Source organism: Microbacterium sp. B35-30 (assembly GCF_010634855.1).
Taxonomy (GTDB): domain Bacteria; phylum Actinomycetota; class Actinomycetes; order Actinomycetales; family Microbacteriaceae; genus Microbacterium.
The window spans coordinates 68,113-94,796 of sequence record NZ_MWLQ01000023.1; the positions used below are offsets into that span (position 1 = coordinate 68,113).

Here is a 26,684-nt window from a genome sequence, read left to right on the forward strand (position 1 = left end):
ATCACGACCATCCCCCGCCACAGAGGACGAGACACGACATGACGATCACGCAGGAGCAGGCCGACTGGTTCGCGCAGACGTTCGGGCAGATCGCCGACAATGTCGAGCGTGCCGTGCTGGGCAAGCGCCACGTCGTCGAACTCGTGCTCACCGCGATGCTGAGCGACGGGCACGTGCTGCTCGAGGATGTGCCGGGAACCGGCAAGACCTCCCTCGCGCGGGCGATGGGGCAGTCCGTGCAGGGCGCGAACACGCGTATTCAATTCACCCCCGACCTCCTGCCGAGCGACATCACCGGACTCAGCGTGTACGACCAGAAGGAGGGGGTGTTCGAGTTCCACGCCGGCCCCATCTTCGCCAACATCGTGCTCGCCGACGAGATCAACCGGGCGAGCCCCAAGACGCAGTCGGCGCTGCTCGAGGTGATGGAGGAGGGCCGCGTCACGATCGACGGCGTCTCGCGTGAGGCCGGCGTGCCGTTCCTCGTGCTCGCGACCCAGAACCCCGTCGAGCAGGCCGGCACCTACCGCCTGCCCGAGGCGCAGCTGGACCGCTTCATGATGCGCACCTCTCTCGGGTACCCCGATCACGCCGCGACCGTTCGCATCCTCGACGGCGCAGCCATCGCGACGGCGGACCTCACGCCGATCATCACGCCGCAGGCCCTCGTCGGCATGGCCGATCTCGCGGCCCAGGTGTATGTCGACGCCCTCGTGCTCGACTACATCGCACGGCTGGTGGACGGCACGCGCACCGCCGACGAGGTGCGCCTGGGCGTCAGCATCCGCGGCGCGCTCGCGCTCACCCGCGCCGCGCGCACCCGCGCCGCCTCGCAGGGGCGCACCTATGCCACGCCCGACGACGTCAAGACGCTCGCGGTGCCCGTGCTCTCGCACCGGCTGATCCTGCACCCCGAGGCCGAGTTCGACGGCGTGACGCAGGAGACCGTGGTCGGCCAGGTGCTGCTGGACGTGGCTCCGCCCTCGAGACGCGAAGCGGTATGAGCGCCGACCGTCCGGGCGGTACCTCAGGGTCTGGTGAGCGCCGGCGCGGCGGCACCGGCACCCTGGATGCGCGCATCACCCGCACCGTCTCGTCCACCGCGACGGAGGGCCGCACCCACCTGACCTCCACCGCCACGGGCTCCGCGACAAGTGTGGCGCCGCGCCGCGGGCGCGCGTTCGTGCGCGCGGCCGTGTGGGGGACGGGCGCGTGGCGGGCAGCCTCCACCGCCATCGGGGCTGCCGCCGTCTGGTCGGCGCGTACGATCCGGCCCGCAGGCGCCCTGGCCGCGGTGGCGGGGACGGCGGGTCTCGTCCTGGGCATCGCCTTCGGCTGGGTGGAGTTCATGGTCGCGGGCGCGGCATCCGTCCTCCTCCTGATCGCCGCCGTGCCGTTCCTCTTCGGCGCCCGCGCCTACGACGTCGACCTCACGCTCACCCACGAGCGCATCGTCGCCGGCGACGGCGTGAGCGGGCGCATCGTGGTGCGGAACGAGAGTCACCGCGTCGCCCTGCCGGGACGCATCGACGTCGCGGTGGGTGCGGGGCTGGTGGAGTTCGGGGTGCCGCTGCTGCGCCCGGGGCACACCGTCGAGCAGCCGCTCGACATCCCGGGCCTCCGCCGCGGCATCGTGACGGTCGGGCCGGCGACCACCGTCCGCAGCGACCCGGTCGGGCTGCTGCGCCGCGAGCACTCCTTCGCCGACGTGCACGACCTCTACGTCCACCCCCGCACGACCGCGCTGCCGTCGACGAGCGCGGGGCTGATCCGCGACCTCGAGGGCGCCCCGACGCGGCGGCTCGTCGACGCCGACATGTCGTTCCACGCCATCCGCGAGTACGTGCCGGGCGACTCGCGCCGGCAGATCCACTGGCGCTCGACGGCCAAGACCGGGCGCCTCATGGTGCGCCAGTACGAGGAGTCGCGGCGCTCGCACATGGCGGTGGTGCTCGCGGTGGCCGAGGGCGAGTACGCGGATGCCGACGAGTTCGAGCTCGCCGTGTCCTGTGCCGCCTCGCTCGGCCTGCGCGCGGTGCACGACGCCCGCGACGTGCAGATCGTCACCGGCTCGGAGATCCCTCGGGTGGTGCGCGGGCGGCTCCGCGCCATCCGCCGCATCCCGGCCGCGGCGCCCCGCCCCATGCTCGACGGGTTCAGCGGCATCGACCTGATCGAGAGCACCATGCCGGTGGGGGAGGTGTGCCGGCTCACCGCCGAGTCGGGCGAGCGCCTGTCGATCGCCTTCGTGGTCGTGGGCTCGCGAGTGCCGCTCAACCGACTTCAGCAGGCGGCGCTGGCGTTCTCGGCCGACACGGCGGTCGTCGGCCTCGTCTGCGACGAGCGCGCCCACCCGCGGATGCAGCAGCTGTCGGGCATGACGGTGCTCACCGTCGGCACCCTGGACGACCTCGCCGGTCTCCTCCTGCGGGGAGCGACGTCGTGAGCGGGCCGATCGACGTGCCGGTGAGCGCGGCGGCCGCCCCGCGCACCGCCGCCGAAGCCCCCGCGCCGCGGCTGGTGCCGCGCATCTGGGTGGGAATCGCGTTCGCGGTGCTGATCGCAGCCGTCGCCGCGGTCGCCGCCTGGCCCATCTACCGCTCCGGTGCCTTCGCGCTCCTGGTCGCCGTCGGAACCCTCGTGGGCGGCGGGATCGCGGCGGTGGCGTGGTGGCGGCGGTGGAGCGGCTGGATCGTCGCGGCTGCGCTCGCCGCCGCCGTGTTCCTGCTCGGTGTGCCGCTGGCGGTGCCCTCGCGCCTCGGCGCGCCCGACGACCTTCTCCGGGGGCTGGGCGAGGTCGCGACCGGGCTCGTGCTGGGGTGGAAGGACCTCGTCACCGTCGAGCTGCCCGTCGGCTCGTATCGCAACCTGCTGGTGCCCGCACTCGTCGTCTTCCTCGTCGGCACGTGCCTGGTGCTGCTGCTGGCCTGGCGCGACGACCGGGCTGCCTACGCCGCGGTCCCCGTGGCGCTCGGCATGGTGACCTTCGGCCTGTTCTTCGGACGCACCACGGTGAGCGCGCCGCTGCAGCTCGGCCCCGTCACGCTGTACGCCCCCGTAGAGACGGCTGTCGGCATCGCCGGTCTCACCACCTGCCTGCTGTGGCTCGCGTGGCGCACGCACGACGAGCGGGTCCGCGCGCTGCAGCGCGCGGCGGCCTCCAGCGGCGTGCGCATCTCGCGCCGCCCCACCGGCGCCGACCGCCGTCGCACGGCGCTCGGCGCCGGCATGGTCGCGGGTGCGCTGGTGCTCGCAGTGGCGGTGGTGCCGTTCGCCGCCCGCGGCGCCGAGCGCGACGTGCTGCGCTCGGCGGTGGGCCCCGACATCGACCTGTCGGCCGAGGTGAGTCCGCTGGCGCAGTACCGTGCGCTGTTCACCGACGACCGCGCCGACGAGGTCCTGTTCACGGTGGAGCCCGTGGCCGACGGATCTGCGGGCGCGCTGCCCGAGCGCGTCCGGATCGCCACCCTCGACGCGTACGACGGGCAGGTCTACCGCTCGGGCGGCGAGGGCGCCGTCGACGCGGGGCGGTTCGTGCGCGTGCCGTCGGCGCTCGACGCCGGTGAGGGCGAGGTCGTCGAGGCGCGCGTCGAGATCGACGCGTGGGACGGGATCTGGATGCCCACAGCCGGCCGGCTCTCTGCCATCCAGTTCGCCGGCGACAGGTCGGCGTCGCTCGCCGATCGGTTCTATTACAACGCCGCCGCATCAGCCGGGGTGCAGACCGCCGGGGGAGGCCTCGAGGCGGGCGACAGCTACGTCGTGCGCGGGGTCGAGCCGCCGACCGCGGACCTCGCCGAGCTCGAGGCGCCCGGCAGCCCGGGGGGTGTCGCCGCGCCCGACAACCTGCGGGCGTGGATGGACGAGCATGTGACGGGCTCCGGCGGCGCCGCCCTCGCGGGCCTGGTCTCGCTGCTCCGGGAGCGCGGCTATCTCAGCCACGGCCTGTCCCGCGGCGACCAGGTGCCGGCATGGGCCGCCGCGCTCCCCGACTACACGTTCCAGCCGAGCGCCTCGGGGCATTCGCTGGCTCGGGTCGACACCATGTACGCCCGCCTGCTCGAGCGAGAGACCGACCAGCAAGGCACGGGGCCCCGCAGTTTCGTCGCGGCGATCGGCGACGACGAGCAGTTCGCGGTCGCGGTGGCGCTCATGGCGCGAGAGCTCGGCTTCCCGTCGCGCGTCGTGCTCGGCGCCCGGCTGACGTCGGCCGAGCCGGGGCTCGCCACATGCGACGACGGAGCGTGCGGGGCGCAGGACCTGACCGCGTGGACCGAGGTGCAGTCGGCCGGCGGGCAGTGGGTCGCCGTCGACGTGACGCCCCAGTACGCCGTGTCGCCGAGCCTGGACGTGACCGAGCAGCGCGATCCCGAGAACGTGACCGAGGTGCGCCCGGACGCCGTGGAGGAGGTCGTGCCGCCGGACCCCGCACAGGAGGACTCCGGCGAGGAGCGCACCCCCGAGGACGGCTCGGGCCTCGACCTCGCGTGGCTCTGGCCGACGTTGCGGATCGCCGGCATCGCGCTGCTCGTGCTGGCCCTGGCGTTCGGTCCCTTCCTCATCGTGATCGGAACCAAGGCCGCCCGCCGCCGATCCCGCCGACGCGCCGGGGCCCCCTCCGCCCGGATCGCCGGCGGCTGGGACGAATACGTCGACGCCGCCGTCGACACGGGGCGCACGGCATCCCGCGCGCTCACCCGCACCGAGCTGGCCGCCGCGTTCGCGACCCCCGCCGGCGACGAGCTCGCGCACACCGCCGACCGTGCGGTGTTCTCGCGCGCCGAGCTGTCGGCCGACGAAGCCCGGCGGTACTGGGACGCCGTCGACGCGGAGCGGCGGACGCTGCGCCGCCAGAATGGGTTCTGGCGCGGAGCCCTGGCGACCGTATCGTTGAGATCGTTGCTCCGCCCACTGGCGCCCGAGGCGGGCGTCCGCAGCCGATTCTCCGAGAGGGGGAGACGGCGGGCTCTGCCCGTGCGTCCCATGCCATGAACGCCACCGATGCCACCGCGGCCGTCTTCGGCACGCTGATCAGCCTGCTCCTGTTCGCCGGTGTCTACGTCTGGATGGCGCTCGCTCTGTCGGCGGTCTTCCGCAAGTCCGGTGTGGAGCCCTTCAAGGCCTGGGTGCCGATCCTCAACATCGTCGTCCTGCTGCAGCTGGCGGGGCTCTCGCCGTGGCTGGTGCTCCTGGCGTTCGTCCCGATCGTGAACATCGCGTTCCTGGTGGTCTTCGCGATCGCGCTCTACCGCGTCAGCGTGGCGTTCGGGTTCGGGGCCGGCATGACGGTGGTCGGGGTTCTGCTCTTCCCGGTGTGGGCGTCGATCGTCGGGTGGGGAAGTGCCCGATGGGTCGGACGGGATGCCTCGTCCCGCGGCCCCCGCGGCGGCGGCGTCCGCCGGGCATCGGCCGAGGCGCCCGGCCTTCCGCCGTTGCCGCCGTTGCCGCCGTTCCCCGCTCCCGCCTCGCGCGCGGGTGAGCCGGCCGTGTTCCCGCCCGCATCGCCCGCCGCCGCCGGCTTCGCTCCGGCCGCGTACGCGCCTCCGCCCCCCGCCGCCACGCCCAGCGCACCCGCCGCAGCTGACGTCGCGCCGCCGGCAGGCGGCTGGACGCCTCCGCCGCTTCCCGGCCGTCCTGTCGCGCCGAGCCCCGGTGTCGCCGGTCCGGTCGCCGCCGCCCCCGTCTCCTCCGCTCCTCTCGACTCCTCCGGCGACGAAGCAGCGCAGGCCGACGCCGGCGCTCTTCCCGACCCCTGGAAGGGTTTCGTCCTCGACACGACCGACCGCAGCGCCGAGGTCACCGGTGCGGTGCCCGGTGCTCCCGGGCCCATCTCGGCCGTGCCGTCCGCTCCCGCGCCCGCCTCCGCCTCCGCGTCCGCGTCCACCTTCGCGCCCGCCTCCGCGTCGGGCCCGTTCGCGGCCCCCGAGGGGTCGACGACGGGCGAGCACCTCACGCGCCCGCCCGTGATGCGGGTGCCGGCCGCTGACCGTGTCCCCGGCGACAGTGTGGTCGACGACAGCGCCGAGCCCTGGGCGCCGGCAGGCTCGCCGATGAGCGAGGGCGACGCATTCCCCGAGGCATCCGGTCCCGTGTCGGCGATCGCCGGCGCACCGGATGCCGGCGCGCCCCGCTCCGCGCGGACGTCGGTGTCGTCCTTCCACGGCAAGCCCGAGATCCCCGACGAGCAGGACGTGCTCGACGAGACGATCATCGCCCGCCGCAAGCGCACCGACTGGACCCTGGTCCCGCCGACCGGCGAGCCGGTCGCCCTGTCGGCCGAGGTCGTGATCCTCGGCCGGCGCCCGGCGGGCGACCCCGACTTCCCTGCCGCGCAGCTGGTGTCGATCCACGACGGCACCGTCTCCAAGACGCACGCCCGGCTGACGCTGCGCGACGACCGCTGGTACGTCACGGACCTCGACTCCACCAACGGCGTGCTGTTCGCGACGGTGATGGGCACCGAGGTCGAAGCGCCCGCCGGCGAAGAGGTCGAGGCCGGGGACCGGTTCCTGCTGGGTGACGCGGAGGTCCGGCTGCGGCGGAGCGACGGGTGATCGATCCCGACGACGAGCGCACGGCCCTCTCGCGGCGCGCGACGGCGGCCGCTGGACCGTCCGCCGACGACGCTCCGGACGACCGGACCCTCCCCAGCAGGCGGGCACGAGCCGGGACGACGGATGCCGGTGCCCCCGCGCCGTCCGACGCGGCCCCGCGCCGATCCACCGCGCTTCCGGCCGACGTCGACATCACCGCCGTGTCGTCCCGCTCCGCGGGGCCGCAGGCGTCCGAGCTGACCACCCAGGCGGCGACCGCATCGGGACCGGTCGGCCCTCGCCGCAGCGCACCCGCCGACGCAGGCGACGCCGACGATCGCCCGGCGGGCCCCGCCCGCACCGGCGCGTCCGCGTGGCACGGCCGCGTCGCGTCGCGTCCGCAGGTCGACGCGGCCGCGTACCGCGCGCGCCAGGTGCCGGCGGCGAACGCAACGCGAGCCGAGCCCGGCCCCCGCGCACCGCAGACGTACATCGACACGGCCGCCGCCGAGGATGGCCGGCGGCGCCGCCGACGCCGTCGGGCGATCGTGGTGGTAGCCGCGGCATCCGTTCTCGCGGCCGTCGTCGCAGTGTCACTCGTGGTTCTGCTGACCGTCGGCTGACGTACTCAGCGGGGGCGATCTGGCGCCCGGGGCGGCGTGTCGCGGCCACGTTCGGCCCGCGGCGTGCTTGCGCGTTTGCCCGACCCCCGAAACCCACGTATCATGGATCGGGTGTGCGCTCACGCGCGCCATCGACCGTGCCTCGGTGCGGACGATGGTGTGGGCGCCGCATCTCAGGGAACGGCCTGCGAACAGGCCACCCCCACGGCATACCCACCAGCGAAAGCGCGTCAGTAATTCTGCCGCGTCGGTGGGTCCGCGTGAGCCCGCAGCGTCATGAATCGCAAGATCCGGATGCGGCGGGGGAGACCACGACGCTGTCACCGTGCAGCAGCTGCGCGCCACAACCGCGCAGACGACAAGGAGAGAACGTGCCAACCATTCAGCAGTTGGTTCGCAAGGGTCGCTCGCCCAAGGTCTCGAAGACCAAGGCGCCGGCGCTCAAGGCGAACCCGCAGCAGGCGGGTGTCTGCACCCGTGTGTACACCACCACCCCGAAGAAGCCGAACTCGGCGATGCGCAAGGTCGCCCGTGTCAAGCTCCGCAACGGCACCGAGGTCACCGCGTACATCCCCGGCGAGGGCCACAACCTGCAGGAGCACTCGCTCGTGCTCGTGCGTGGCGGTCGTGTGAAGGACCTCCCCGGTGTCCGCTACAAGATCGTCCGCGGTGCGCTCGACACCCAGGCAGTCAAGAACCGTAAGCAGGCTCGCAGCCGCTACGGCGCGAAGAAGGGCTAAGCAAGATGCCTCGTAAGGGACCCGCCCCGAAGCGCCCCGTCGTCAACGACCCGGTATACGGCGCACCCATCGTCAGCCAGCTGGTGAACAAGATCCTCGTCGACGGCAAGAAGTCGATCGCCGAGTCGATCGTGTACACCGCCCTCAAGGGTGTCGAGGCGAAGAACGGCCAGGATGCCGTCGCCACGCTCAAGAAGGCGCTCGACAACGTGCGCCCGACCCTCGAGGTCAAGAGCCGCCGTGTCGGTGGCTCGACCTACCAGGTGCCGGTCGAGGTCAAGCCTCACCGCGCCAACACGCTGGCGCTGCGCTGGCTCGTCAGCTACGCGAAGGGTCGTCGTGAGAAGACGATGACCGAGCGTCTGCAGAACGAGATCCTGGACGCCTCGAACGGCCTGGGTGCCGCGGTCAAGCGCCGCGAAGACACCCACAAGATGGCCGAGTCGAACCGCGCCTTCGCGCACTACCGCTGGTAATCCACTTCGCGCGTTTCGTCTCGCTCGTACCTCGCTCGCTCAACGACCGGAGATCTCGGTCGTTGAGCGAGCGAAGCGAGACGAAACGCCCCCGAATCACTTTCAACCCGTAAGGACACCCCGTGGCACAAGAAGTGCTCACCGACCTCAACAAGGTCCGCAACATCGGCATCATGGCGCACATCGATGCCGGCAAGACGACGACGACCGAGCGCATCCTGTTCTACACGGGCGTCAACCACAAGATCGGCGAGACGCACGACGGCGCTGCCACCACCGACTGGATGGAGCAGGAGCAGGAGCGCGGCATCACGATCACGTCCGCCGCCGTGACGTGCTTCTGGGACAAGAACCAGATCAACATCATCGACACCCCCGGTCACGTGGACTTCACGGTCGAGGTGGAGCGCTCGCTCCGCGTCCTCGACGGTGCCGTCGCCGTCTTCGACGGCAAGGAGGGCGTCGAGCCCCAGTCCGAGACCGTCTGGCGTCAGGCCGACAAGTACGACGTCCCCCGCATCTGCTTCGTCAACAAGATGGACAAGCTGGGCGCCGACTTCTACTTCACGGTCGACACCATCGTCAACCGCCTGAAGGCCAAGCCGCTCGTCATCCAGCTGCCGATCGGCGCTGAGAACGACTTCGTCGGCGTCATCGACCTCGTCGAGATGCGCGCACTCGTCTGGCCCGGCGACGCCAAGGGCGACGTGACCATGGGCGCCAAGTACGAGATCCAGGAGATCCCGGCCGAGCTCGCCGACAAGGCTGCCGAGTACCGCGAGAAGCTGCTCGAGACGGTCGCCGAGTCCGACGAGCACCTGCTCGAGAAGTACTTCGGCGGTGAGGGCCTCACGGTCGCCGAGATCAAGGGCGCCATCCGCAAGCTCACCATCGCCTCGGAGCTCTACCCCGTGCTCTGCGGCTCGGCGTTCAAGAACCGCGGCGTGCAGCCCATGCTCGACGCGGTCGTCGACTACCTCCCGTCGCCTCTGGACGTCCCCGCCATCGAGGCGAAGGACCCGAAGAACGAAGAGGTCATCATCGAGCGTCACGCCGACCGTGACGAGCCGTTCGCGGCGCTCGCGTTCAAGATCGTGACGCACCCGTTCTTCGGTCGCCTCACCTACATCCGCGTCTACTCGGGTCACCTCGACTCCGGTGCCCAGGTCGTCAACGCGACCAAGGGCAAGAAGGAGCGCATCGGGAAGATCTTCCAGATGCACGCCAACAAGGAGATGCCGGTCGACTCCGTCACCGCCGGTCACATCTACGCGGTCATCGGCCTCAAGGACACCACCACGGGTGACACGCTGTCCGACAGCGCCAACCAGGTCGTCCTCGAGTCGATGACGTTCCCGGAGCCGGTCATCGAGGTCGCGATCGAGCCCAAGACGAAGGCCGACCAGGAGAAGCTGGGTCTCGCGATCCAGAAGCTCGCCGAGGAGGACCCGACGTTCCGCGTCGAGCAGAACTCCGAGACCGGTCAGACCGTCATCAAGGGCATGGGCGAGCTGCACCTCGACATCCTGGTCGACCGCATGAAGCGCGAGTTCAAGGTCGAGGCCAACGTCGGCAAGCCGCAGGTGGCGTACCGCGAGACGATCCGCAAGATCGTCGAGCGTCACGACTACACGCACAAGAAGCAGACCGGTGGTTCGGGTCAGTTCGCGAAGATCCAGTTCGCGCTCGAGCCCCTTGAGGTCACGGCCGACAAGACGTACGAGTTCGAGAACAAGGTCACCGGTGGCCGCATCCCGCGCGAGTACATCGAGCCGACCAACCAGGGCTTCCAGGACGCCATGGCCGTCGGCGTGCTCGCCGGCTACCCCATGGTGGGCGTGAAGGCGATCCTCACGGACGGCGCGTCGCACGACGTCGACTCGTCCGAGATGGCGTTCAAGATCGCCGGCTCGATGGGCTTCAAGGAGGCCGTCCGCAAGGCGAACCCCGTCATCCTCGAGCCGCTCATGGCGGTCGAGGTGCGTACTCCCGAGGAGTACATGGGCGACGTCATCGGCGACCTGAACTCGCGTCGTGGCCAGATCCAGTCCATGGAGGACGCCCAGGGCGTCAAGGTCGTCCGCGCGCTGGTCCCGCTGTCCGAGATGTTCGGCTACATCGGCGACCTGCGCTCGAAGACCTCGGGCCGCGCCGTGTACTCGATGGAGTTCGACAGCTACGCCGAGGTTCCTCGCGCCGTGGCTGACGAGATCATCCAGAAGGTCAAGGGCGAGTAAGCCCTTTTCTCCTGGGATGCCTCGGTGACGAGGCATCCCGGGGGCACAACTTCACACAGAATCACCAGAATCGTCTCCACTAAGGTGGAGATATCCCCGTAGGCGACCGGCGCACACCAGCGTCCGGAAGTTCTACACGAACGTCCTGAGGAGGACCCAGTGGCTAAGGCCAAGTTCGAGCGCACCAAGCCGCACGTGAACATCGGAACGATCGGTCACGTCGACCACGGCAAGACCACGCTCACCGCAGCGATCTCGAAGGTGCTCGCCGACAAGTACCCGTCGGCCACCAACGTGCAGCGCGACTTCGCGTCGATCGACTCCGCTCCCGAGGAGCGCCAGCGCGGCATCACGATCAACATCTCGCACGTCGAGTACGAGACCCCGAAGCGTCACTACGCTCACGTCGACGCCCCGGGTCACGCCGACTACATCAAGAACATGATCACCGGTGCTGCTCAGATGGACGGCGCGATCCTCGTGGTCGCCGCCACCGACGGCCCGATGGCGCAGACGCGCGAGCACGTGCTGCTCGCCAAGCAGGTCGGCGTTCCCTACCTGCTGGTCGCGCTGAACAAGTCGGACATGGTCGATGACGAGGAGATCCTGGAGCTCGTCGAGCTCGAGGTTCGCGAGCTGCTGTCGTCGCAGGACTTCGACGGCGACAACGCTCCTGTCGTCCGCGTCTCGGGCCTCAAGGCTCTCGAGGGCGACGCCGAGTGGGTCGAGAAGATCGTCGAGCTCATGGACGCTGTCGACGAGTCGATCCCGGACCCGATCCGCGACAAGGACAAGCCGTTCCTCATGCCGATCGAGGACGTCTTCACGATCACCGGCCGTGGCACGGTCGTCACGGGCCGCGCCGAGCGCGGTACCCTCGCGATCAACTCCGAGGTCGAGATCGTGGGTCTGCGCCCGACGCAGAAGACGATCGTCACCGGTATCGAGATGTTCCACAAGCAGCTCGACGAGGCATGGGCCGGCGAGAACTGTGGTCTGCTCCTGCGCGGCACCAAGCGTGACGACGTCGAGCGCGGCCAGGTCGTCGTGAAGCCCGGTTCGGTCACCCCGCACACCAACTTCGAGGGCACGGCGTACATCCTGTCCAAGGAGGAGGGCGGCCGTCACAACCCGTTCTTCACGAACTACCGTCCGCAGTTCTACTTCCGCACCACCGACGTCACCGGCGTCATCACGCTGCCCGAGGGCACCGAGATGGTCATGCCCGGCGACACCACCGACATGACGGTCGAGCTGATCCAGCCGATCGCCATGGAGGAGGGCCTCGGCTACGCCATCCGTGAGGGTGGCCGCACCGTCGGTGCCGGCACGGTCACGAAGATCATCAAGTAAGACGGTTCTCGACGAGGTCGCCCTGCGACCTGATCGACTGCTGTGACGAGAAGCCCCCGGGAGTGATCCCGGGGGCTTCTCGGCGTCCCCGGGCGGCTGTGAGCCGCGCGGGGCCGTTGACGCGCAGGGGTACCGCCGCGGCATCCGTCCCCGGCACAATTGGCCTGACGCCTCGCCGGGGGGCGGCTGAAGGAGTGAGCATGGGCGGTTTCGACGACCTCGTCAATCAGGGCAAGGGCCTGTACGAGCAGAACAAGGACAAGATCGGCGAGTTCCTGAAGTCCGAGCAGGCCGAGGACATCAGCGACAAGGTGCTGGACGGCGCCTCGGGCATCGCGAAGAAGGTCGTGCCGGAGGAACACCACGACACGGTGGACGACATCCGTGGGAACGTCGACGGAGCAGTCGGCAACCAGTAGACCGCCGATGTGACGAGACGGCCCGGGCACACGCCCGGGCCGTTTCGCGTCGGCCGCACTATGGGCAATCCCCAGGACCCGCCCTCTCCAGCCACGCCCGGCGTTCCGATCCGACACTTGACGTGGCCCGACCGCGGGCATAGCTTTGCCCCGGGAACACGTTTCGGCTCGTGTTTGGGGACAACGCCGAACCTCTTCGGGGGCGCCGTTGCAATCGCTGGCCGTTGCGTGATGGGAGGGGCCTCTTCTTGGGGCACCCTGTGTCGTGACGACCAAGGGTGAAGTGATGTTCAGTCGTACTTTCGTGCGCGCCTCTGATGAGGGTCTGCGCCGCCGCATGCGTCAAGAGCGGGCTCAGGAGCGCAAGATCGCGCTCCAGAGGCGCTGGTACGTCGGAGGGCTCGCGGCCGTCGTCGCGAGCGCGCTCGTGTTCTCGGGCATGTCTCCGGCCACCGCGGAGGAGGTGACTCCCACCGATCCCGCTCCCACGAGCGAGGCGACGACAGAGACGCCCTCGACGGATGCCGAGACCCCGCCACCCGCGGAGGAGCCGGCCGCTGAAGAACCCGCGGCCGAAGAACCCGCGCCGGCTGAGCAGCCGGCTGCGCCTGAGGTGACCGCTCCGGAGGGCGACGCGCCGTTCTCGGCGCTGGTCGCACCTCTCGCTGAGCCGGAGGTGTCGCTGTTCGCGCTCGTCCCGTGCGACGGCTGGCCGGTCGCCGGTTCGCCGGTCGCCGGCTTCGAGATCGACGGCAACCTGTGTCTCGACGGCGACGGCACGCTGGACTGGGCGAATGTCGGCGGGCAGCCGGTCGCGAGTGACGGCTTCGACGACCCCGAGCAGTTCGACCAGGGCGCCTCCGAGGCCAACTGGCCGTGGAGCGCGGCGCAGACCATCCTCAACAGCGGATCGGGATCGGCCAAGACCGACATCGGAAACGTGTACGCCTACACGCAGACCGTCGACGGTCACGTCTACGCATACCTCGGCTTCGAGCGCCAGGTGAACACCGGGTCGGTGTCGTACCACGTCGAGCTGAACCAGGCGGACAACGCGTTCGGGCCGGTGCCGACCCGAACGGTGGGCGACCTCCGTCTGACGATCGAGCAGAACGGCAACAACACCATCTCGCTCGTGGGCGCGGACACCTGGGACGGCGACAGCTGGGTCTCGCTCGGTTCGCTCGCCGGCTTCGTGGGCCAGGTCAACCAGGACATCATCAACCGGCTGACGGGCACCGATGAGCTGGAGGCAGGCACCTTCGCCGAGGCCGCGATCGATCTGACGAAGCTCTTCGGTGAGACCGGCTGCAGCGGCAGCTTCGGCGTGCTGAACGTGCGTTCGAGCCAGTCCCCCTCCGAGACGTCCTCCCTCGCCGACTGGGTCGACCCCATCGCCCTCAATGTGCCGTCGACGTGTGCGACGCTCACGATCCTCAAGACCAACACCGACGGCACGCCGCTCCAGGGTGCGGAGTTCACGATCTCTCCGGTGCCGACGGGCAGCGACGGCACGGAGACGACCGGGGCTGACGGCAAGATCGTCCTCGGCGGCATCGAGCCCGGCGTCTACACGGTGACCGAGACCAAGGCTCCTCCGGGCTACCTCCTGCCGACGTCGAACAACCCCCAGCAGGTGACGCTCGGCGACGCAGAGACTGAGACCCTGACGTTCGTAGACCCGCTCGGCACGGTGACCTGGCTCAAGCACGACGGCGCGGGCAACCCGCTCGGCGGCGCGACCTTCCAGATCGTGGCCAACACCGGCGGCGTGGCCCAGGGTGTGGCGGGCTTCCCCCGCACCGTGGTCGACAACGGCACCAATGACACCGACCCGGCTGCGGGCGTGATCAAGGTCGTGAACGTCCCGATCGGCACCTACACCGTGACCGAGACGGCGGCGCCCACCGGCTACGTCCTCGACGGCAACCCGCAGAACTTCTCGATCACCCAGCAGGCGCCCAACGCCTCGCTCACCAACCCGTTCGTGAACATCCCGTTCGCGACGGTGACGCTGAGCAAGGTCTGGGTCAACTCGTTCACGGGTGACAAGGCCGACCTCTCCATCGGGGGAGCGGCCACGGCGAACGGCACCTCGACGGCTCCGACCAACGGTCAGGTCGTCCAGGTCTCCGTCGCACCGGGCTCGGCGCTGACGCTCGCCGAGGTTCTGCCGGACGCCAACACGGGCGAATACTCGTCGGTCCTCACGTGTGTGGGGGCCACTGTCTCCAACAACACGGGAACCGGCGGCTCGATCACCGTGCCCGCGTACCCGGCTTCGGGGGCGGGCGTGCAGTGCACGTTCACCAACACCGCGGTCCAGAAGACCATCACCCTGCAGAAGCGCTGGGTCGATGCCATCGAAGGCGACACGGCGGAGTTGCAGGCAGGTGCCGACACTGCAACGTCGGTGGCGAACGGCACGGCCGAGCAGCTCGACCAGATGAACGTCGCGCAGGTCTCGGTTCGCGTCGGTGACACCGTGGGCCTCAGCGAGGTCTTGGGCGGCGTCGGCAGCTACGGTTCGACCTACTCATGCACCAGCGGTCAGACGACCGGTGACGGCACCGGAACGTCGTTCACGCTCACCGTTCCGAACGCCAACGTGACCTGTACCTTCACGAACACCGCCGACCGCGGCACGGTCACACTGAACAAGCAGTGGGTCAACGCCTTCGAAGGCGACGAGGCCGATCTGTCCATCACGGGTGCGGCGTCCGACAACGCGACCTCGGTCGCGACCGGCGGGAACAGCACCGACGACACGAACGTGGCGTCCGTCGAGGTTCGGTTCGGCGAGAAGGTGACACTCTCGGAGAGCCTGCCCGGCGACAACACGGGTGAGTACACCGCGACGTGGTTCTGCTCGGACGGCAGCAGTGGCGAGGGCGACAGCATCCCCGAGATCACGGTCGAGGGCGACCTCGACTGCACGATCGTGAACACGGCGGATGAGATCAGCGTCACACTCGACAAGCGCTGGATCGATGCCTTCGCGGGCGATGTCGCGTCGCTGTCGATCAATGGCACCACCGAGGAGTCGACAGCGAACGGCACGGCGAACCAGCTCGACGAAGATGTGGTCACCGTGTCGGTGCGCGTCGGCGACGACGTGAACATCCACGAGGTCCTCGACAGCGCGACCAACACCGGCGAGTACGACAGCTCGTACGCGTGCTCCACCGTCGCGAACGGTGTCGGGCAGGGGCGCGACTTCGACTTCGTCGCTCCCGACTCCGATGTGAGCTGCACGTTCATCAACACCGCCATCAAGGTCGGGGTCGTCCTGCACAAGCAGTGGATCGGAGCCGTTCTCGGCGATGACACGACGTTGTCAGTGACGCCTGAAGCGGGCCCGATCCTCACGAGGCTGTCGGAGGTCATCGGCACCGGAACCTTCATCGACAACATCAACACCGTTGTCCTCCAGGCGCGTATCGGCGCCGTGCTGCCGATGAATGAGACGATCGCGCTCAACGCCCTCGGTCAGTACGACTCCACGTACAGCTGCACCGGCGGGCAGGCTTCGGGTACCGGCGTCGGCCGGAGCTTCCAGCTGACCGTGACGGGCCCGAGCCTGTGCTTCTTCGTGAACCAGGCACGCACCGCTAAGGTGCACCTCGTCAAGACATGGGTGAACGGTCAGGAGGGCGATTCCGCCGACCTCTCGATCTCGGGTCTCCCGTTGACCGAAGACACCTCGGTGTCGAACGGCGACCTCGGCTCGTGGACAGACGTCCAGAACGCGCTCGAGAAGCAGGCGCTGATCGGCAGCGAGGTCACGGTCAGCGAGGTTCTCGACGTGGTCGAGGGTGAAGCATCCGACTACACCAGCTCGCTGGTCTGCATCACCGTCGACCACTCGAAGGTGCTCGAAGTCGATGCGAGGTCCGGCACGTTCACCATGCCGAACGAGAGCGTGTGGTGCGAGTTCACCAACACGGCCGAGCGGCCGACGCTGTCGCTCGTGAAGGTCGTGAACGGCGCTCAGGTGGCCGACACCAACTGGCAGCTCTTCGGCACTCCGGCGGAAGGTGACGCCGTCACCAACCCGGCGGGCGGCGATGTCGCTCCGACCGCGGTCCTGCCGGGAGTCGAGTTCGACCTGTCGGAGGACGTGATCGGCGACGTTCCGGGTCTCGGCGAGTTCGAGCCGGAGCTGTGGTCCTGTGTCTCGGACGACGCGGGCACGATCACGCTGACCGACAGCGAGCCGGGTGCGGCGACACTGCGTGGCCTCGACAAGGGCGAGAACGTGGTCTGCACCATCGTGAACACTCACGTCGACCAGGGCTACACACTCGACAAGACCGCGATCAGCTCAGTGCAGAACGAGGACGACAGCTGGACCGTGACCTATGAGATCACGGTGCACAACAACAGCGTGCTCGTGCCCATCACGTACGACCTGACTGACACCCTCGACACTCCGGCCGCAGGCGTCACCTACACCGGCGCCTCGTGGAGCGGGCCGACGAGCGGTGACTTCGACCTCGAGTCGTCGCTGACCGCAGTGCTCGCGGATGACGAGGAGCTCGCCGCCTACAACGGCTCGAACGACGCGGTGTACACCGTGGTGGTCGAGGTCGATGTGACGGCCGAGCCAGCTGACCCCATGACGTGTGAGGAAGGCGGCGAAGGCATCGGCATCGTCAACACCGCCGAACTGACGGTGGGCGAGGATGAGCCGATCGACGACGAGGCGTGCGGCACGGTGCACTTCGACGACGTGGACATCGTGAAGACGTCGAACCTGCCGGAGGGTCAGACCTCGGTCGAGCCCGGTGACGAGTTCGACTACGTGCTGACGGTGACCAACAACGGCACTCGTGACGCGACGGACGTGGTCGTCACCGACCCGATCCCGGACCGCCTCGAGGTGACCGGCATCACGCTCCCGGCTGGCTGGACGAATGACAACGCGCCGGACTTCGTGGACGGCGACAACGTGCTGCAGGTGAGCACGCCGCTGCTGCTCGAGGGCGATTCGGTGGAGATCACGGTGACGGTGGAGTTCCTGCCGGCCCCGGTGCCGCCGATCGAGCCTGGTGACGGGACGGACGAGCCGCCGGCTCCGCTCGAGGAGCTCGTCAACGAGGCCTGCGTCGCCGCGGAGCGTGATGAGGTCGATGAGAACAACTGCTCGGAGATCGAGATCCCGGTCCGCGAGATCACCGCGATCGTCTACACCAGGTGCGTGGCGGACGCCCCGCTCCTGGGCTGGACGATCACCAAGTCCGCGGCGCTCATCGACGAGGAGATCGACTTCCTCTGGACTCCCGACAACGGCACTGCGACGACCGACCCCGCGAACGTCTCGATCACCCAGCCGGGTGGCACTGCGACGTGGAGTGAGGAGATCGACTGGCCGGGTGCGGCGTTCACACCTTCGGGCGTGAGCATCGACTACCCGGGATGGCGGCCGATCGTCGCGAGCGACATCGTGCCCGGATCGACCCCGACGCAGTACTACTACCCGGGAACGACCGACATCATCAGTGCGGCCGACCAGCCGGACTACGTGTTCAACGGTCTGATCCTCGACGACAGCGAGCTCGACTACGCCTGGCGTCTCAGCTCGACGATCACCTTCACGGTCAACCCCGAGCTGGTGTTCACGACGGAGTACCCGGCGGCGACGCCCGAGTGCTCCGTGGCCCGCCACTCGAACGTCCAGATCGAGAAGACGGCCAGTGTCGAGAAGACCGACCCGGGTGCCTCGTTCACGTACACCCTCGCGGTGGCCAACGTGAGCGATGACGCGGCCGCCGAGTCGGTGGTGGTCACCGACGCGATCCCCGCCGACATCAAGATCACCGACGTGAGCTGGGTCGGCGAGGGTGACGACGCGGTGTTCCCGAACTGGCAGACCTGTGAGGTCACCGGACAGAACAGCGCCGGCTACGGCGGCACCCTCGAGTGCGTGCTCTTCGGACCCCTGCAGCCGCAGGGGGCGAACGAAGGCGCCTCGGCGGCTCCGACCATCACCCTGGCGGCGACGGTGAACCCGGCGTCCACGAGCAGTTCGATCACCAATGTGGCAGTCGTGGACTACCACACCTTCGGTGACCCGGACGACGCGGGCCGCGACTCCGACGACGCCATCGTGCTGCTGTCGGCGCTCCCGGCAACGGGTGGCGAGCTGCCGCCGCTGCTGGTCATCATGGGCCTGTTCGCTCTGCTCGGAGGCACGACGCTGCTCCTCGTCGCCCGCCGCCGGCGCGGAGAGGTCAAGGCGACCCTCTGACGTGAGAGAGGGCGGGACCGCCCCAAGGCCCGCTCTCTCCCACCTGGCTCCGACCCGCTCCGGTAGGCCGGAAGCTCGAGCCCCTCGTACCCCGAACACGAGGGGCTCGAGCGCGTCTGCGACACGTGCGGATGACGGATGCCGCGGCCGCGGCTAGACCGTCCCGCGCGTCGATTTCGCACATCGACGTCTGACCGATAGCCTGCACGAACGGCGGTTCTCCGCCGTTCTCCTCTGCGCCCCCCGCATCGGAGGAGGAACGGCACCCCCGTGCCGGTGAGTACGGCGTGCCCCCGCGCGTCGCAGAGAAGTACCGGCGTGCCCCGCACGTCGCTGGGAAGTACGGCGTGCTGTGCGCGCCGCTGGGAAGTACGGCGCGCTGCGCGCGCCGCTGGGACGACGCTCGACGTCGATTAGGGGAGGAACACTGTGTCTGCAGTGCGCAAGAGAACTCTGAAAGCTTGGGCTGGGGCATTGGTCGCCGCGGCACTCGTCGTGGCACCGCTGGTGACCGCCGGCGCGACCGCGGCCGAGGAGGACTGGCCCGCCGCAACGATCGGCATCAAGGGTGAGCTCGTGCCGGCCGCCGGCATGAACCAGGTCGGCGACTGGGTGGATTTCACCGATCACGAGGCCACCTGTTACGAGGGTGGCGGTTCGCACGGGACCGTGACGGACAACGGCCTCACTGTCACCCTCAAACCGTTCGGTGAGAACTGGGATGGAGACCACTGGGAGCTCCTGGTCATCAAGGCCGGCAACCTGTGGAACAACGTCATCGTTCACCCGGAGGCGAACAAGGCGTACGCATCGCCTCCGAACGCCAGTGGCAATCAGGCAGAGGTCTCGCACTGGATCGTCTGTAAGGGCACGACGCCGGACGAAGAGCCCGACCCCGAGGTCATCACGCCGACCCTCAGCTGGACGCCGCCGTCGTGCGTCGCCGCGGGAACTCTCACCAAGGGCCTCGGCGTGACGTGGACCTCTGCGGACAACGGGGACGGTACCACGACGTGGACCGCTTCGCCCGAGGAGGGCACGGTCTTCGCCGACGACGCACAGATCAGCTGGGTCGTTCCGAACCTCAGCATCCGCACGAACTGCGAGGTGCCGCCACCGCTCGTCGAGCCCGGCGAGTGGGAAGACGGCACGTGGGCGTGCGGCGACACCGTCGTGACCCAGACGCGCGAGGTCAGCACGACCACCTACACGCGCGACGGGGAGGGCGTCCTCGTCCCGTCGACCACGAAGAACTCTGAGACGCAGACACGCCCCCTCACGCAGGACGAGCTCGGCGAGTGCCCGCTGGTCCCCGGTGAGATCCAGTCCGTGTGCGTCGGCGACGTGCCGTACCTCGGCTACCAGGTGACGCTGCCCGGGGGCTTCGTGGCCGACAGCGCCAACCCCGTCACGATCACGTTCGTGAACCCGGACGGCGAGGACTACGTCGTCGCGGACCAGCCCCTGAGCGGTGCGCTTCTCTGGCCGGGTGCGTCCGACGGCGAGCCGAAGATGTGGCCGGGCTGGGATCTCGTCGACGGCGAGTACGTGGAGACCGACGGCAACTTCGCGTGGACCCGCGCAGGCGTCACGGTCGAGTTCGACGTCAACCCGACGTACACGACCGTGGTCGAGTACCCGCAGGCCACTGCGCTGTGCGCCAACCCGCCCGTGGGCGACGACGACCCCACCACCGGCACCCCGACGTCGACCGACGCCGAGGCACTGGCCGTGACCGGTGGCGGCATCAACCCGATCGTCGTGGCAGCGGGCGGAGCGGCACTCGTCGCCGGCATCGCGGTCGTGACGATCGCGGCGTACCGCCGCCGTCACGCGAGCATGCAGTAACGCCGACGGACAGTCGAAAGGGCGGTCGCGCATAGCGCGGCCGCCCTTTCCGTTGCCCTCCGGCATCCGCCGTCTGGGAAACGGCCGAGCATACTCGCGTCGCGACACGCCCGAGTTTGCGACACGCCCGGGCTGCACGTAGACTAGTGAGGTTCCACATTCCGGCGCCCCTCTTGGCGTGCGTCGGATCACTGTCAGGGCAGTGCATAGGCAGGCGCAACGCGCAGGGTCCTAGGCCGCGGGCAGCAGAACCACCACATCTCGAATCCATCCACAGCGGAGCCATGCTCCGCGCGCAGACGGAGAACGGATGCCGGGAGCAGCGCTTCGGTGCGACACCCGGATTGACAGCAGAACAGCGGTGCAGCATCCCTCGACAAGCTCGGGAACCGAGCGGCCGCGAGGAGTAAGTGCCATGGCGCCCCGTGCGCCACGTGCGTCCAATGCCACTGGGGTATGACGCGAGAAAGAGAGTGAGCAGACAATGGCGGGACAGAAGATCCGCATTCGCCTGAAGTCGTACGACCACGAGGTCATCGACTCGTCGGCACGAAAGATCGTCGACACCGTGACCCGTGCGGGCGCGACGGTCGTGGGCCCCGTGCCCCTCCCGACGGAGAAGAACGTGATCGCCGTGATCCGTTCTCCCCACAAGTACAAGGACAGCCGCGAGCACTTCGAGATGCGCACCCACAAGCGTCTGATCGACATCGTCGACCCGACGCCCAAGGCTGTCGACTCGCTCATGCGTCTCGACCTCCCGGCCGATGTCAACATCGAGATCAAGCTCTGAGGTTCGACATGGCTGACATCAACTCAAAGGTTTCCAAGGGCCTGCTCGGCACCAAGCTCGGCATGACCCAGGTGTGGGACGAGAACGGCAAGCTCGTTCCCGTCACCGTCATCGAGATCGCACCGAACGTGGTCACGCAGGTGCGTACGCCCGAGAAGGACGGCTACAAGGCCGTCCAGATCGCGTACGGCCAGATCGACCCCCGCAAGGTGAACCAGCCCCTCACGGCCCACTTCGAGGCCGCGGGTGTCACCCCGCGCCGTCACCTCACCGAGGTCCGCACCGCGGACGCTGCTGACTACTCGCTCGGTCAGGAGCTCACGGTGGACGGCACGTTCGAGGCCGGCCAGCTGGTCGACGTCGTCGGCACCAGCAAGGGCAAGGGCACCGCGGGTGTCATGAAGCGCCACAACTTCAAGGGTGTCTCCGCTTCGCACGGTGCGCACCGCAACCACCGCAAGCCCGGTTCGATCGGCGCCTCGTCGACGCCGAGCCGCGTCTTCAAGGGCATGCGCATGGCCGGCCGTATGGGTGGCGAGCGCGTGACCGTCCTCAACCTCAAGGTGCACGCCGTCGACGCCGAGAAGGGTCTGCTGCTCGTCAAGGGCGCCGTCCCCGGTGCTCGTGGCCGCATCGTCTACGTCCGCAACGCAGTGAAGGGTGCCTGATCTCATGGCTGACACCACTCTCGCGCTCGACGTCCTGAAGGCAGACGGCACGGCGGCTGGTTCCGTCGAACTGCCGGCTTCGATCTTCGACGTCAAGACGAACATCCCGCTCATCCACCAGGTCGTCGTCGCGCAGCTCGCGGCGGCTCGCCAGGGCACCCACTCGACCAAGCGTCGCGGTGAGGTCTCGGGCGCCGGCCGCAAGCCCTTCAAGCAGAAGGGCACGGGTAACGCCCGTCAGGGCTCCATCCGCGCGCCTCAGATGACCGGCGGTGGCATCGTGCACGGCCCCAAGCCGCGCGACTACTCGCAGCGCACTCCCAAGAAGATGATCGCGGCCGCCCTCCTGGGTGCGCTCAGCGACCGTGCTCGCGGTGAGCGTCTGCACGTCGTCGAGACGTTCGGCATCGAGGGCGCGCCCTCGACCAAGACCGCCGCAACGGTCTTCGCCAGCGTCAACGCGACCAAGAACGTGCTCGTCGTCGTGGACCGCGATGACGACGTCACCGTGCTGAGCGTGCGCAACATCTCGTTCGCCCACGTGCTGCCGTTCGACCAGCTCAACGCGTACGACGTGATCGTCTCGGACGACATCGTCTTCACCAAGGCCGCCCTCGACGCGTTCATCGCGTCGAAGACCGCCGTCACCGAGGAGGCCTCGGCATGACCGCCGTTTACAAGGACCCGCGCGACATCATCCTGAAGCCGGTCGTTTCGGAGAAGAGCTACGGGCTCATCGACGAGGGCAAGTACACCTTCCTCGTCGACCCCCGCGCTTCGAAGACCGAGATCAAGCTCGCGATCGAGAAGATCTTCGGCGTCAAGGTCGCAGCGGTCAACACGCTCAACCGCACGGGCAAGGCCCGTCGTACCCGCTTCGGCACCGGCAAGCGCAAGGACACCAAGCGCGCCATCGTGACCCTGAAGTCGGGCACCATCGACATCTTCACGGCAGTCGGCTGACGGTCGGGATAGAGGACTAGAGATATGGCTATTCGCAAGTACAAGCCCACGACCCCGGGTCGCCGCGGCTCGTCGGTGGCCGACTTCGCCGAGATCACCCGATCGACGCCTGAGAAGTCGCTCCTCCGCCCGCTCAGCAAGACCGGTGGCCGCAACAACCAGGGCCGCATCACCACGCGTCACATCGGTGGTGGCCACAAGCGTCAGTACCGCGTCATCGACTTCCGTCGCAATGACAAGGACGGCGTCAACGCCAAGGTCGCTCACATCGAGTACGACCCCAACCGCACTGCGCGCATCGCGCTCCTGCACTACTTCGACGGCGAGAAGCGCTACATCCTCGCGCCGAACAAGCTGTCGCAGGGCGACATCGTCGAGTCGGGCGCCTCGGCTGACATCAAGCCGGGCAACAACCTGCCGCTGAAGAACATCCCCACCGGTACCGTGATCCACGCCATCGAGCTCCGCCCCGGCGGCGGCGCCAAGCTGGCGCGCTCGGCCGGCACGTCGGTTCGCCTCGTGGCGAAGGACGGCCCCTACGCCCAGCTGCGTCTGCCCTCGGGCGAGATCCGCAACGTCGACGCGCGCTGCCGCGCGACCGTCGGCGAGGTCGGCAACGCCGAGCAGTCGAACATCAACTGGGGCAAGGCCGGCCGCAACCGCTGGAAGGGCATCCGCCCGACCGTCCGCGGTGTCGCGATGAACCCGGTCGACCACCCCCACGGTGGTGGTGAGGGTAAGACCTCCGGTGGTCGTCACCCGGTTTCGCCTTGGGGTCAGGCCGAAGGCCGCACCCGTCACGCGAACAAGGAAAGCGACAAGTACATCGTCCGTCGTCGCAACGCCGGCAAGAAGCGGAAGTAGGAGTAGAGGAAGATGCCTCGCAGCCTTAAGAAGGGCCCCTTCGTCGACGAGCACCTGCTTCGCAAGGTCGTCGTCCAGAACGAAGCCGGCACCAAGAACGTCATCAAGACCTGGTCGCGCCGTTCGATGATCATCCCGGCCATGCTGGGTCACACCATCGCCGTGCACGACGGACGCAAGCACATCCCCGTGTTCGTGTCCGAGACCATGGTCGGCCACAAACTGGGCGAGTTCGCGCCCACCCGCACCTTCCGCGGCCACGTGAAGGACGACAAGAAGGGCCGCCGCCGCTGACGCGGGGGCAGAGGAGAGAGAAATGGTGGAGTCCATCGCACGCGTGCGACACATCCGCGTGACCCCTCAGAAGGCTCGTCGTGTCGTCGCGCTCATCAAGGGCAAGCAGGCTGAGGAGGCCCTGGCCATCCTCAAGTTCGCGCCGCAGAGCGCGAGCGAGCCGATCTACAAGCTCGTCGCCGCCGGAATCGCGAACGCTCGCGTGAAGGCAGACAAGGACGGCGAGTACCTGGACGAGCAGGACCTGTACGTGGCCAACGCGTACGTCGACGAGGGCACGACGCTCAAGCGTTTCCGCCCCCGCGCGCAGGGTCGTGCCTTCCAGATCAAGAAGCGCACCAGCCACATCACCGTCGTGCTGTCGACCCCCGAGGTCACCGACACGGCGCCGGCTGCCAAGACCAAGAAGGCGAGCAAGTAATGGGACAGAAAGTCCACCCCTACGGCTTCCGCCTCGGCATCACGACCGACCACGTGTCGCGCTGGTTCTCGGACTCGACGAAGCCCGGTCAGCGTTACGCCGACTACGTCGCCGAGGACATCAAGATCCGCAAGCTCCTGCAGACCCAGCTCGACCGGGCCGGCGTGAGCAACATCGAGATCGAGCGCACCCGTGACCGCGTTCGCGTCGACATCCACACCGCCCGTCCGGGCATCGTGATCGGTCGTCGCGGCGCCGAGGCCGAGCGCATCCGCGCCGACCTCGAGAAGCTCACCGGCAAGCAGATCCAGCTGAACATCCTCGAGGTCAAGAACCCCGAGGCCGACGCTCAGCTCGTCGCGCAGGGCATCGCCGAGCAGCTCACCGCTCGCGTGGCGTTCCGCCGCGCGATGCGCAAGGGCCTGCAGGGCGCCCAGCGCGCCGGCGCCAAGGGCGTCCGCATCCAGGTCTCCGGCCGCCTCGGCGGCGCCGAGATGAGCCGCTCGGAGTTCTACCGCGAGGGTCGTGTGCCGCTGCACACGCTGCGCGCGAACATCGACTACGGCTTCTACGAGGCGAAGACCACCTTCGGCCGCATCGGCGTGAAGGTCTGGATCTACAAGGGCGACCTCACCAACAAGGAGCTCGCTCGCGAGCAGGCCAACCAGAAGCCGGCCCGCGACCGCGGCGACCGTCGCGGCCCCCGCGACCGTGGCGACCGTGGCGACCGCCGCAACGAGGCCCCCGTGGCAGAAGGAGCATCGGCGTAATGCTTATTCCCCGCAAGGTCAAGTACCGCAAGCAGCACCACCCGGGTCGCTCCGGCCAGGCCACCGGCGGCACGAAGGTCTCCTTCGGCGAGTTCGGCATCCAGGCCCTCACGCCCGCGTATGTGACGAACCGTCAGATCGAGTCCGCTCGTATCGCGATGACCCGTCACATCAAGCGTGGCGGCAAGGTGTGGATCAACATCTACCCCGACCGTCCGCTCACCAAGAAGCCGGCCGAAACCCGCATGGGTTCCGGTAAGGGTTCGCCCGAGTGGTGGGTCGCAAACGTCAAGCCGGGTCGCGTCCTCTTCGAGGTCGCCGGCGTCAACGAGGAACTCGCTCGTGAGGCCCTGACCCGCGCTATCCACAAGCTGCCGCTGAAGGCACGCATCATCAAGCGCGAGGAGGGCGACGCGTAATGGCGATCGGCACCAAGACGCTCGCTCCGAGCGAGCTCGACACGTTCGAAGACCAGCGCCTCGTCGAGGAGCTGCGCAAGGCCAAGGAAGAGCTGTTCAACCTGCGCTTCCAGTCGGCCACCGGCCAGCTCGAGAGCCACGGCCGCATCCGTGCGGTCAAGCGCGACATCGCGCGGCTCTACACCGTGATCCGTGAGCGCGAGCTCGGCATCCGTGCCACTCCCGCTCCGCTGGAGACGGCGACGAAGGCGAAGAAGACGAAGGCCAAGAAGGCGGATGCCGCTGACGAGGCCGCGAAGGAAGAGGCCGAGTAATGGCTGACACGAAGAAGGCCGCCGACGCGGTCGAGACCAAGGGTCACGAGTCGTCCGAGCACGATGTGCGCGACGTCGACGCCCGCGGCTACCGCAAGGCCCGCCGCGGCTACGTCGTCAGCGACAAGATGGACAAGACCATCGTCGTCGAGGTCGAGGACCGCGTGAAGCACCCGCTCTACGGCAAGGTCATCCGCCGCACCTCCAAGGTGAAGGCGCACGACGAAGGCAACACGGCCGGCATCGGCGACCTCGTGCTCATCAACGAGACCCGCCCGCTGAGCGCCACGAAGCGCTGGCGTCTGGTCGAGATCCTGGAGAAGGCCAAGTGATTCAGAACGAGTCCCGCCTCAAGGTCGCCGACAACACGGGCGCCAAGGAGCTGCTCACCATCCGCGTTCTCGGCGGCTCGAACCGCCGTTACGCGGGCGTGGGTGACATCATCGTGGCCACCGTCAAGGACGCGATCCCGGGCGGCAACGTCAAGAAGGGCGATGTGGTCAAGGCCGTCATCGTCCGTACCGTCAAGCAGACCCGTCGTGCCGACGGCTCTTACATCAAGTTCGACGAGAACGCCGCCGTGATCCTGAAGAGCGACGGGGAGCCCCGCGGCACCCGCATCTTCGGCCCGGTCGGCCGTGAGCTTCGCGACAAGAAGTTCATGAAGATCGTCTCGCTCGCACCGGAGGTGATCTGACC

General features: G+C 68.8%; 24 protein-coding genes. All 24 read left to right on the top strand.

Annotated elements, in window-relative coordinates; all coding sequences use genetic code 11:
- The first annotated feature begins 38 nt into the window (after positions 1-38).
- The 24 genes from B2K11_RS13645 (at position 39) to rplN (ending at position 26,682) form a co-directional block, all read left to right on the top strand.
- Entirely contained in the window at positions 39-1,004 is a 966-nt protein-coding gene (locus B2K11_RS13645; protein WP_163618837.1) for a MoxR family ATPase, read from the top strand.
- A complete protein-coding gene (locus tag B2K11_RS13650) occupies positions 1,001-2,446 on the top strand; it encodes a DUF58 domain-containing protein (RefSeq protein ID WP_163618838.1) in 1,446 nt (481 codons plus the stop codon). Before B2K11_RS13645 ends, B2K11_RS13650 begins: the two co-directional genes overlap by 4 nt.
- The gene (locus B2K11_RS13655; RefSeq protein ID WP_163618839.1) at positions 2,443-4,992 is read left to right on the top strand and encodes a transglutaminase domain-containing protein; all 2,550 of its coding nucleotides are present in this window, start codon (positions 2,443-2,445) and stop codon (positions 4,990-4,992) included. Before B2K11_RS13650 ends, B2K11_RS13655 begins: the two co-directional genes overlap by 4 nt.
- Entirely contained in the window at positions 4,989-6,554 is a 1,566-nt protein-coding gene (locus B2K11_RS13660) for a DUF5684 domain-containing protein (RefSeq protein ID WP_163618840.1), read from the top strand. Before B2K11_RS13655 ends, B2K11_RS13660 begins: the two co-directional genes overlap by 4 nt.
- Entirely contained in the window at positions 6,551-7,156 is a 606-nt protein-coding gene (locus B2K11_RS13665) for a hypothetical protein (protein ID WP_163618841.1), read from the top strand. Before B2K11_RS13660 ends, B2K11_RS13665 begins: the two co-directional genes overlap by 4 nt.
- 371 nt (positions 7,157-7,527) lie before the next feature.
- The gene (gene rpsL / locus B2K11_RS13670; protein WP_018171438.1) at positions 7,528-7,896 is read left to right on the top strand and encodes a 30S ribosomal protein S12; all 369 of its coding nucleotides are present in this window, start codon (positions 7,528-7,530) and stop codon (positions 7,894-7,896) included.
- Between the two features lie 5 nt (positions 7,897-7,901).
- Entirely contained in the window at positions 7,902-8,372 is a 471-nt protein-coding gene (gene rpsG, locus B2K11_RS13675; RefSeq protein ID WP_055962856.1) for a 30S ribosomal protein S7, read from the top strand.
- A gap of 122 nt (positions 8,373-8,494) precedes the next feature.
- Positions 8,495-10,609, top strand: a complete 2,115-nt coding sequence (gene fusA / locus B2K11_RS13680; RefSeq protein ID WP_163618842.1) for an elongation factor G — start codon at positions 8,495-8,497, stop codon at positions 10,607-10,609.
- A 159-nt stretch (positions 10,610-10,768) separates the two neighbouring features.
- Positions 10,769-11,962 (top strand): elongation factor Tu, encoded by a 1,194-nt coding sequence (gene tuf / locus B2K11_RS13685; RefSeq protein ID WP_163618843.1) that lies wholly within the window; start codon positions 10,769-10,771, stop codon positions 11,960-11,962.
- A gap of 200 nt (positions 11,963-12,162) precedes the next feature.
- Positions 12,163-12,381 carry an Rv0909 family putative TA system antitoxin gene (locus B2K11_RS13690; RefSeq protein WP_163618844.1) on the top strand — a complete coding sequence of 73 codons (219 nt, stop codon included), beginning with the start codon at positions 12,163-12,165 and terminating at the stop codon, positions 12,379-12,381.
- 286 nt (positions 12,382-12,667) lie between these two features.
- Positions 12,668-18,631: a SpaA isopeptide-forming pilin-related protein gene (locus tag B2K11_RS13695; protein WP_163618845.1), complete on the top strand. Its 5,964-nt coding sequence runs from the start codon at positions 12,668-12,670 to the stop codon at positions 18,629-18,631.
- A 438-nt stretch (positions 18,632-19,069) separates the two neighbouring features.
- Positions 19,070-20,479 carry a hypothetical protein gene (locus B2K11_RS13700; protein ID WP_163618846.1) on the top strand — a complete coding sequence of 470 codons (1,410 nt, stop codon included), beginning with the start codon at positions 19,070-19,072 and terminating at the stop codon, positions 20,477-20,479.
- A gap of 484 nt (positions 20,480-20,963) precedes the next feature.
- Positions 20,964-21,272 (top strand): 30S ribosomal protein S10, encoded by a 309-nt coding sequence (gene rpsJ, locus B2K11_RS13705; protein ID WP_106816553.1) that lies wholly within the window; start codon positions 20,964-20,966, stop codon positions 21,270-21,272.
- Between the two features lie 8 nt (positions 21,273-21,280).
- A complete protein-coding gene (gene rplC, locus B2K11_RS13710; RefSeq protein ID WP_163618847.1) occupies positions 21,281-21,940 on the top strand; it encodes a 50S ribosomal protein L3 in 660 nt (219 codons plus the stop codon).
- Positions 21,941-21,944: 4 nt separating this feature from the next.
- A complete protein-coding gene (rplD, locus tag B2K11_RS13715) occupies positions 21,945-22,607 on the top strand; it encodes a 50S ribosomal protein L4 (RefSeq protein ID WP_163618848.1) in 663 nt (220 codons plus the stop codon).
- On the top strand, positions 22,604-22,903 hold the full coding sequence (gene rplW / locus B2K11_RS13720; protein ID WP_163618849.1) for a 50S ribosomal protein L23: 300 nt from the start codon (positions 22,604-22,606) through the stop codon (positions 22,901-22,903). The genes rplD and rplW overlap by 4 nt, the downstream gene beginning before the upstream one ends.
- A 24-nt stretch (positions 22,904-22,927) precedes the next feature.
- Positions 22,928-23,767 carry a 50S ribosomal protein L2 gene (rplB, locus tag B2K11_RS13725; protein ID WP_163618850.1) on the top strand — a complete coding sequence of 280 codons (840 nt, stop codon included), beginning with the start codon at positions 22,928-22,930 and terminating at the stop codon, positions 23,765-23,767.
- Between the two features lie 12 nt (positions 23,768-23,779).
- The gene (gene rpsS, locus B2K11_RS13730; RefSeq protein ID WP_045275479.1) at positions 23,780-24,061 is read left to right on the top strand and encodes a 30S ribosomal protein S19; all 282 of its coding nucleotides are present in this window, start codon (positions 23,780-23,782) and stop codon (positions 24,059-24,061) included.
- 22 nt (positions 24,062-24,083) lie between these two features.
- Entirely contained in the window at positions 24,084-24,482 is a 399-nt protein-coding gene (gene rplV / locus B2K11_RS13735) for a 50S ribosomal protein L22 (RefSeq protein WP_163618851.1), read from the top strand.
- A complete protein-coding gene (rpsC, locus tag B2K11_RS13740) occupies positions 24,482-25,252 on the top strand; it encodes a 30S ribosomal protein S3 (protein ID WP_163618852.1) in 771 nt (256 codons plus the stop codon). Before rplV ends, rpsC begins: the two co-directional genes overlap by 1 nt.
- On the top strand, positions 25,252-25,671 hold the full coding sequence (gene rplP / locus B2K11_RS13745) for a 50S ribosomal protein L16 (RefSeq protein ID WP_018171451.1): 420 nt from the start codon (positions 25,252-25,254) through the stop codon (positions 25,669-25,671). Before rpsC ends, rplP begins: the two co-directional genes overlap by 1 nt.
- A complete protein-coding gene (gene rpmC, locus B2K11_RS13750) occupies positions 25,671-25,985 on the top strand; it encodes a 50S ribosomal protein L29 (RefSeq protein ID WP_045301493.1) in 315 nt (104 codons plus the stop codon). Before rplP ends, rpmC begins: the two co-directional genes overlap by 1 nt.
- Positions 25,985-26,317: a 30S ribosomal protein S17 gene (rpsQ, locus tag B2K11_RS20780; RefSeq protein WP_163618853.1), complete on the top strand. Its 333-nt coding sequence runs from the start codon at positions 25,985-25,987 to the stop codon at positions 26,315-26,317. The genes rpmC and rpsQ overlap by 1 nt, the downstream gene beginning before the upstream one ends.
- Complete coding sequence (gene rplN, locus B2K11_RS13760; RefSeq protein WP_163618854.1) at positions 26,314-26,682, top strand: 50S ribosomal protein L14; 369 nt, start codon at positions 26,314-26,316, stop codon at positions 26,680-26,682. Before rpsQ ends, rplN begins: the two co-directional genes overlap by 4 nt.
- The last annotated feature ends 2 nt before the right edge of the window (positions 26,683-26,684 follow it).

Excerpts from the sequence above, each read along its gene's own strand:
- rpsQ (WP_163618853.1), top strand. The coding sequence starts at position 25,985 with ATGGCTGACACGAAGAAGGCCGCCGACGCGGTCGAGACCAAGGGTCAC.
- rplV (WP_163618851.1), top strand. The coding sequence starts at position 24,084 with ATGGTGGAGTCCATCGCACGCGTGCGACACATCCGCGTGACCCCTCAG.
- rplC (WP_163618847.1), top strand. The coding sequence starts at position 21,281 with ATGGCTGACATCAACTCAAAGGTTTCCAAGGGCCTGCTCGGCACCAAG.
- rpsS (WP_045275479.1), top strand. The coding sequence starts at position 23,780 with ATGCCTCGCAGCCTTAAGAAGGGCCCCTTCGTCGACGAGCACCTGCTT.
- B2K11_RS13695 (WP_163618845.1), top strand. The coding sequence starts at position 12,668 with ATGTTCAGTCGTACTTTCGTGCGCGCCTCTGATGAGGGTCTGCGCCGC.
- B2K11_RS13650 (WP_163618838.1), top strand. The coding sequence starts at position 1,001 with ATGAGCGCCGACCGTCCGGGCGGTACCTCAGGGTCTGGTGAGCGCCGG.
- B2K11_RS13690 (WP_163618844.1), top strand. The coding sequence starts at position 12,163 with ATGGGCGGTTTCGACGACCTCGTCAATCAGGGCAAGGGCCTGTACGAG.
- B2K11_RS13660 (WP_163618840.1), top strand. The coding sequence starts at position 4,989 with ATGAACGCCACCGATGCCACCGCGGCCGTCTTCGGCACGCTGATCAGC.
- rpsJ (WP_106816553.1), top strand. The coding sequence starts at position 20,964 with ATGGCGGGACAGAAGATCCGCATTCGCCTGAAGTCGTACGACCACGAG.
- rplP (WP_018171451.1), top strand. The coding sequence starts at position 25,252 with ATGCTTATTCCCCGCAAGGTCAAGTACCGCAAGCAGCACCACCCGGGT.
- rplD (WP_163618848.1), top strand. The coding sequence starts at position 21,945 with ATGGCTGACACCACTCTCGCGCTCGACGTCCTGAAGGCAGACGGCACG.
- rplW (WP_163618849.1), top strand. The coding sequence starts at position 22,604 with ATGACCGCCGTTTACAAGGACCCGCGCGACATCATCCTGAAGCCGGTC.
- B2K11_RS13645 (WP_163618837.1), top strand. The coding sequence starts at position 39 with ATGACGATCACGCAGGAGCAGGCCGACTGGTTCGCGCAGACGTTCGGG.
- rplB (WP_163618850.1), top strand. The coding sequence starts at position 22,928 with ATGGCTATTCGCAAGTACAAGCCCACGACCCCGGGTCGCCGCGGCTCG.
- rpmC (WP_045301493.1), top strand. The coding sequence starts at position 25,671 with ATGGCGATCGGCACCAAGACGCTCGCTCCGAGCGAGCTCGACACGTTC.
- rpsG (WP_055962856.1), top strand. The coding sequence starts at position 7,902 with ATGCCTCGTAAGGGACCCGCCCCGAAGCGCCCCGTCGTCAACGACCCG.
- rpsC (WP_163618852.1), top strand. The coding sequence starts at position 24,482 with ATGGGACAGAAAGTCCACCCCTACGGCTTCCGCCTCGGCATCACGACC.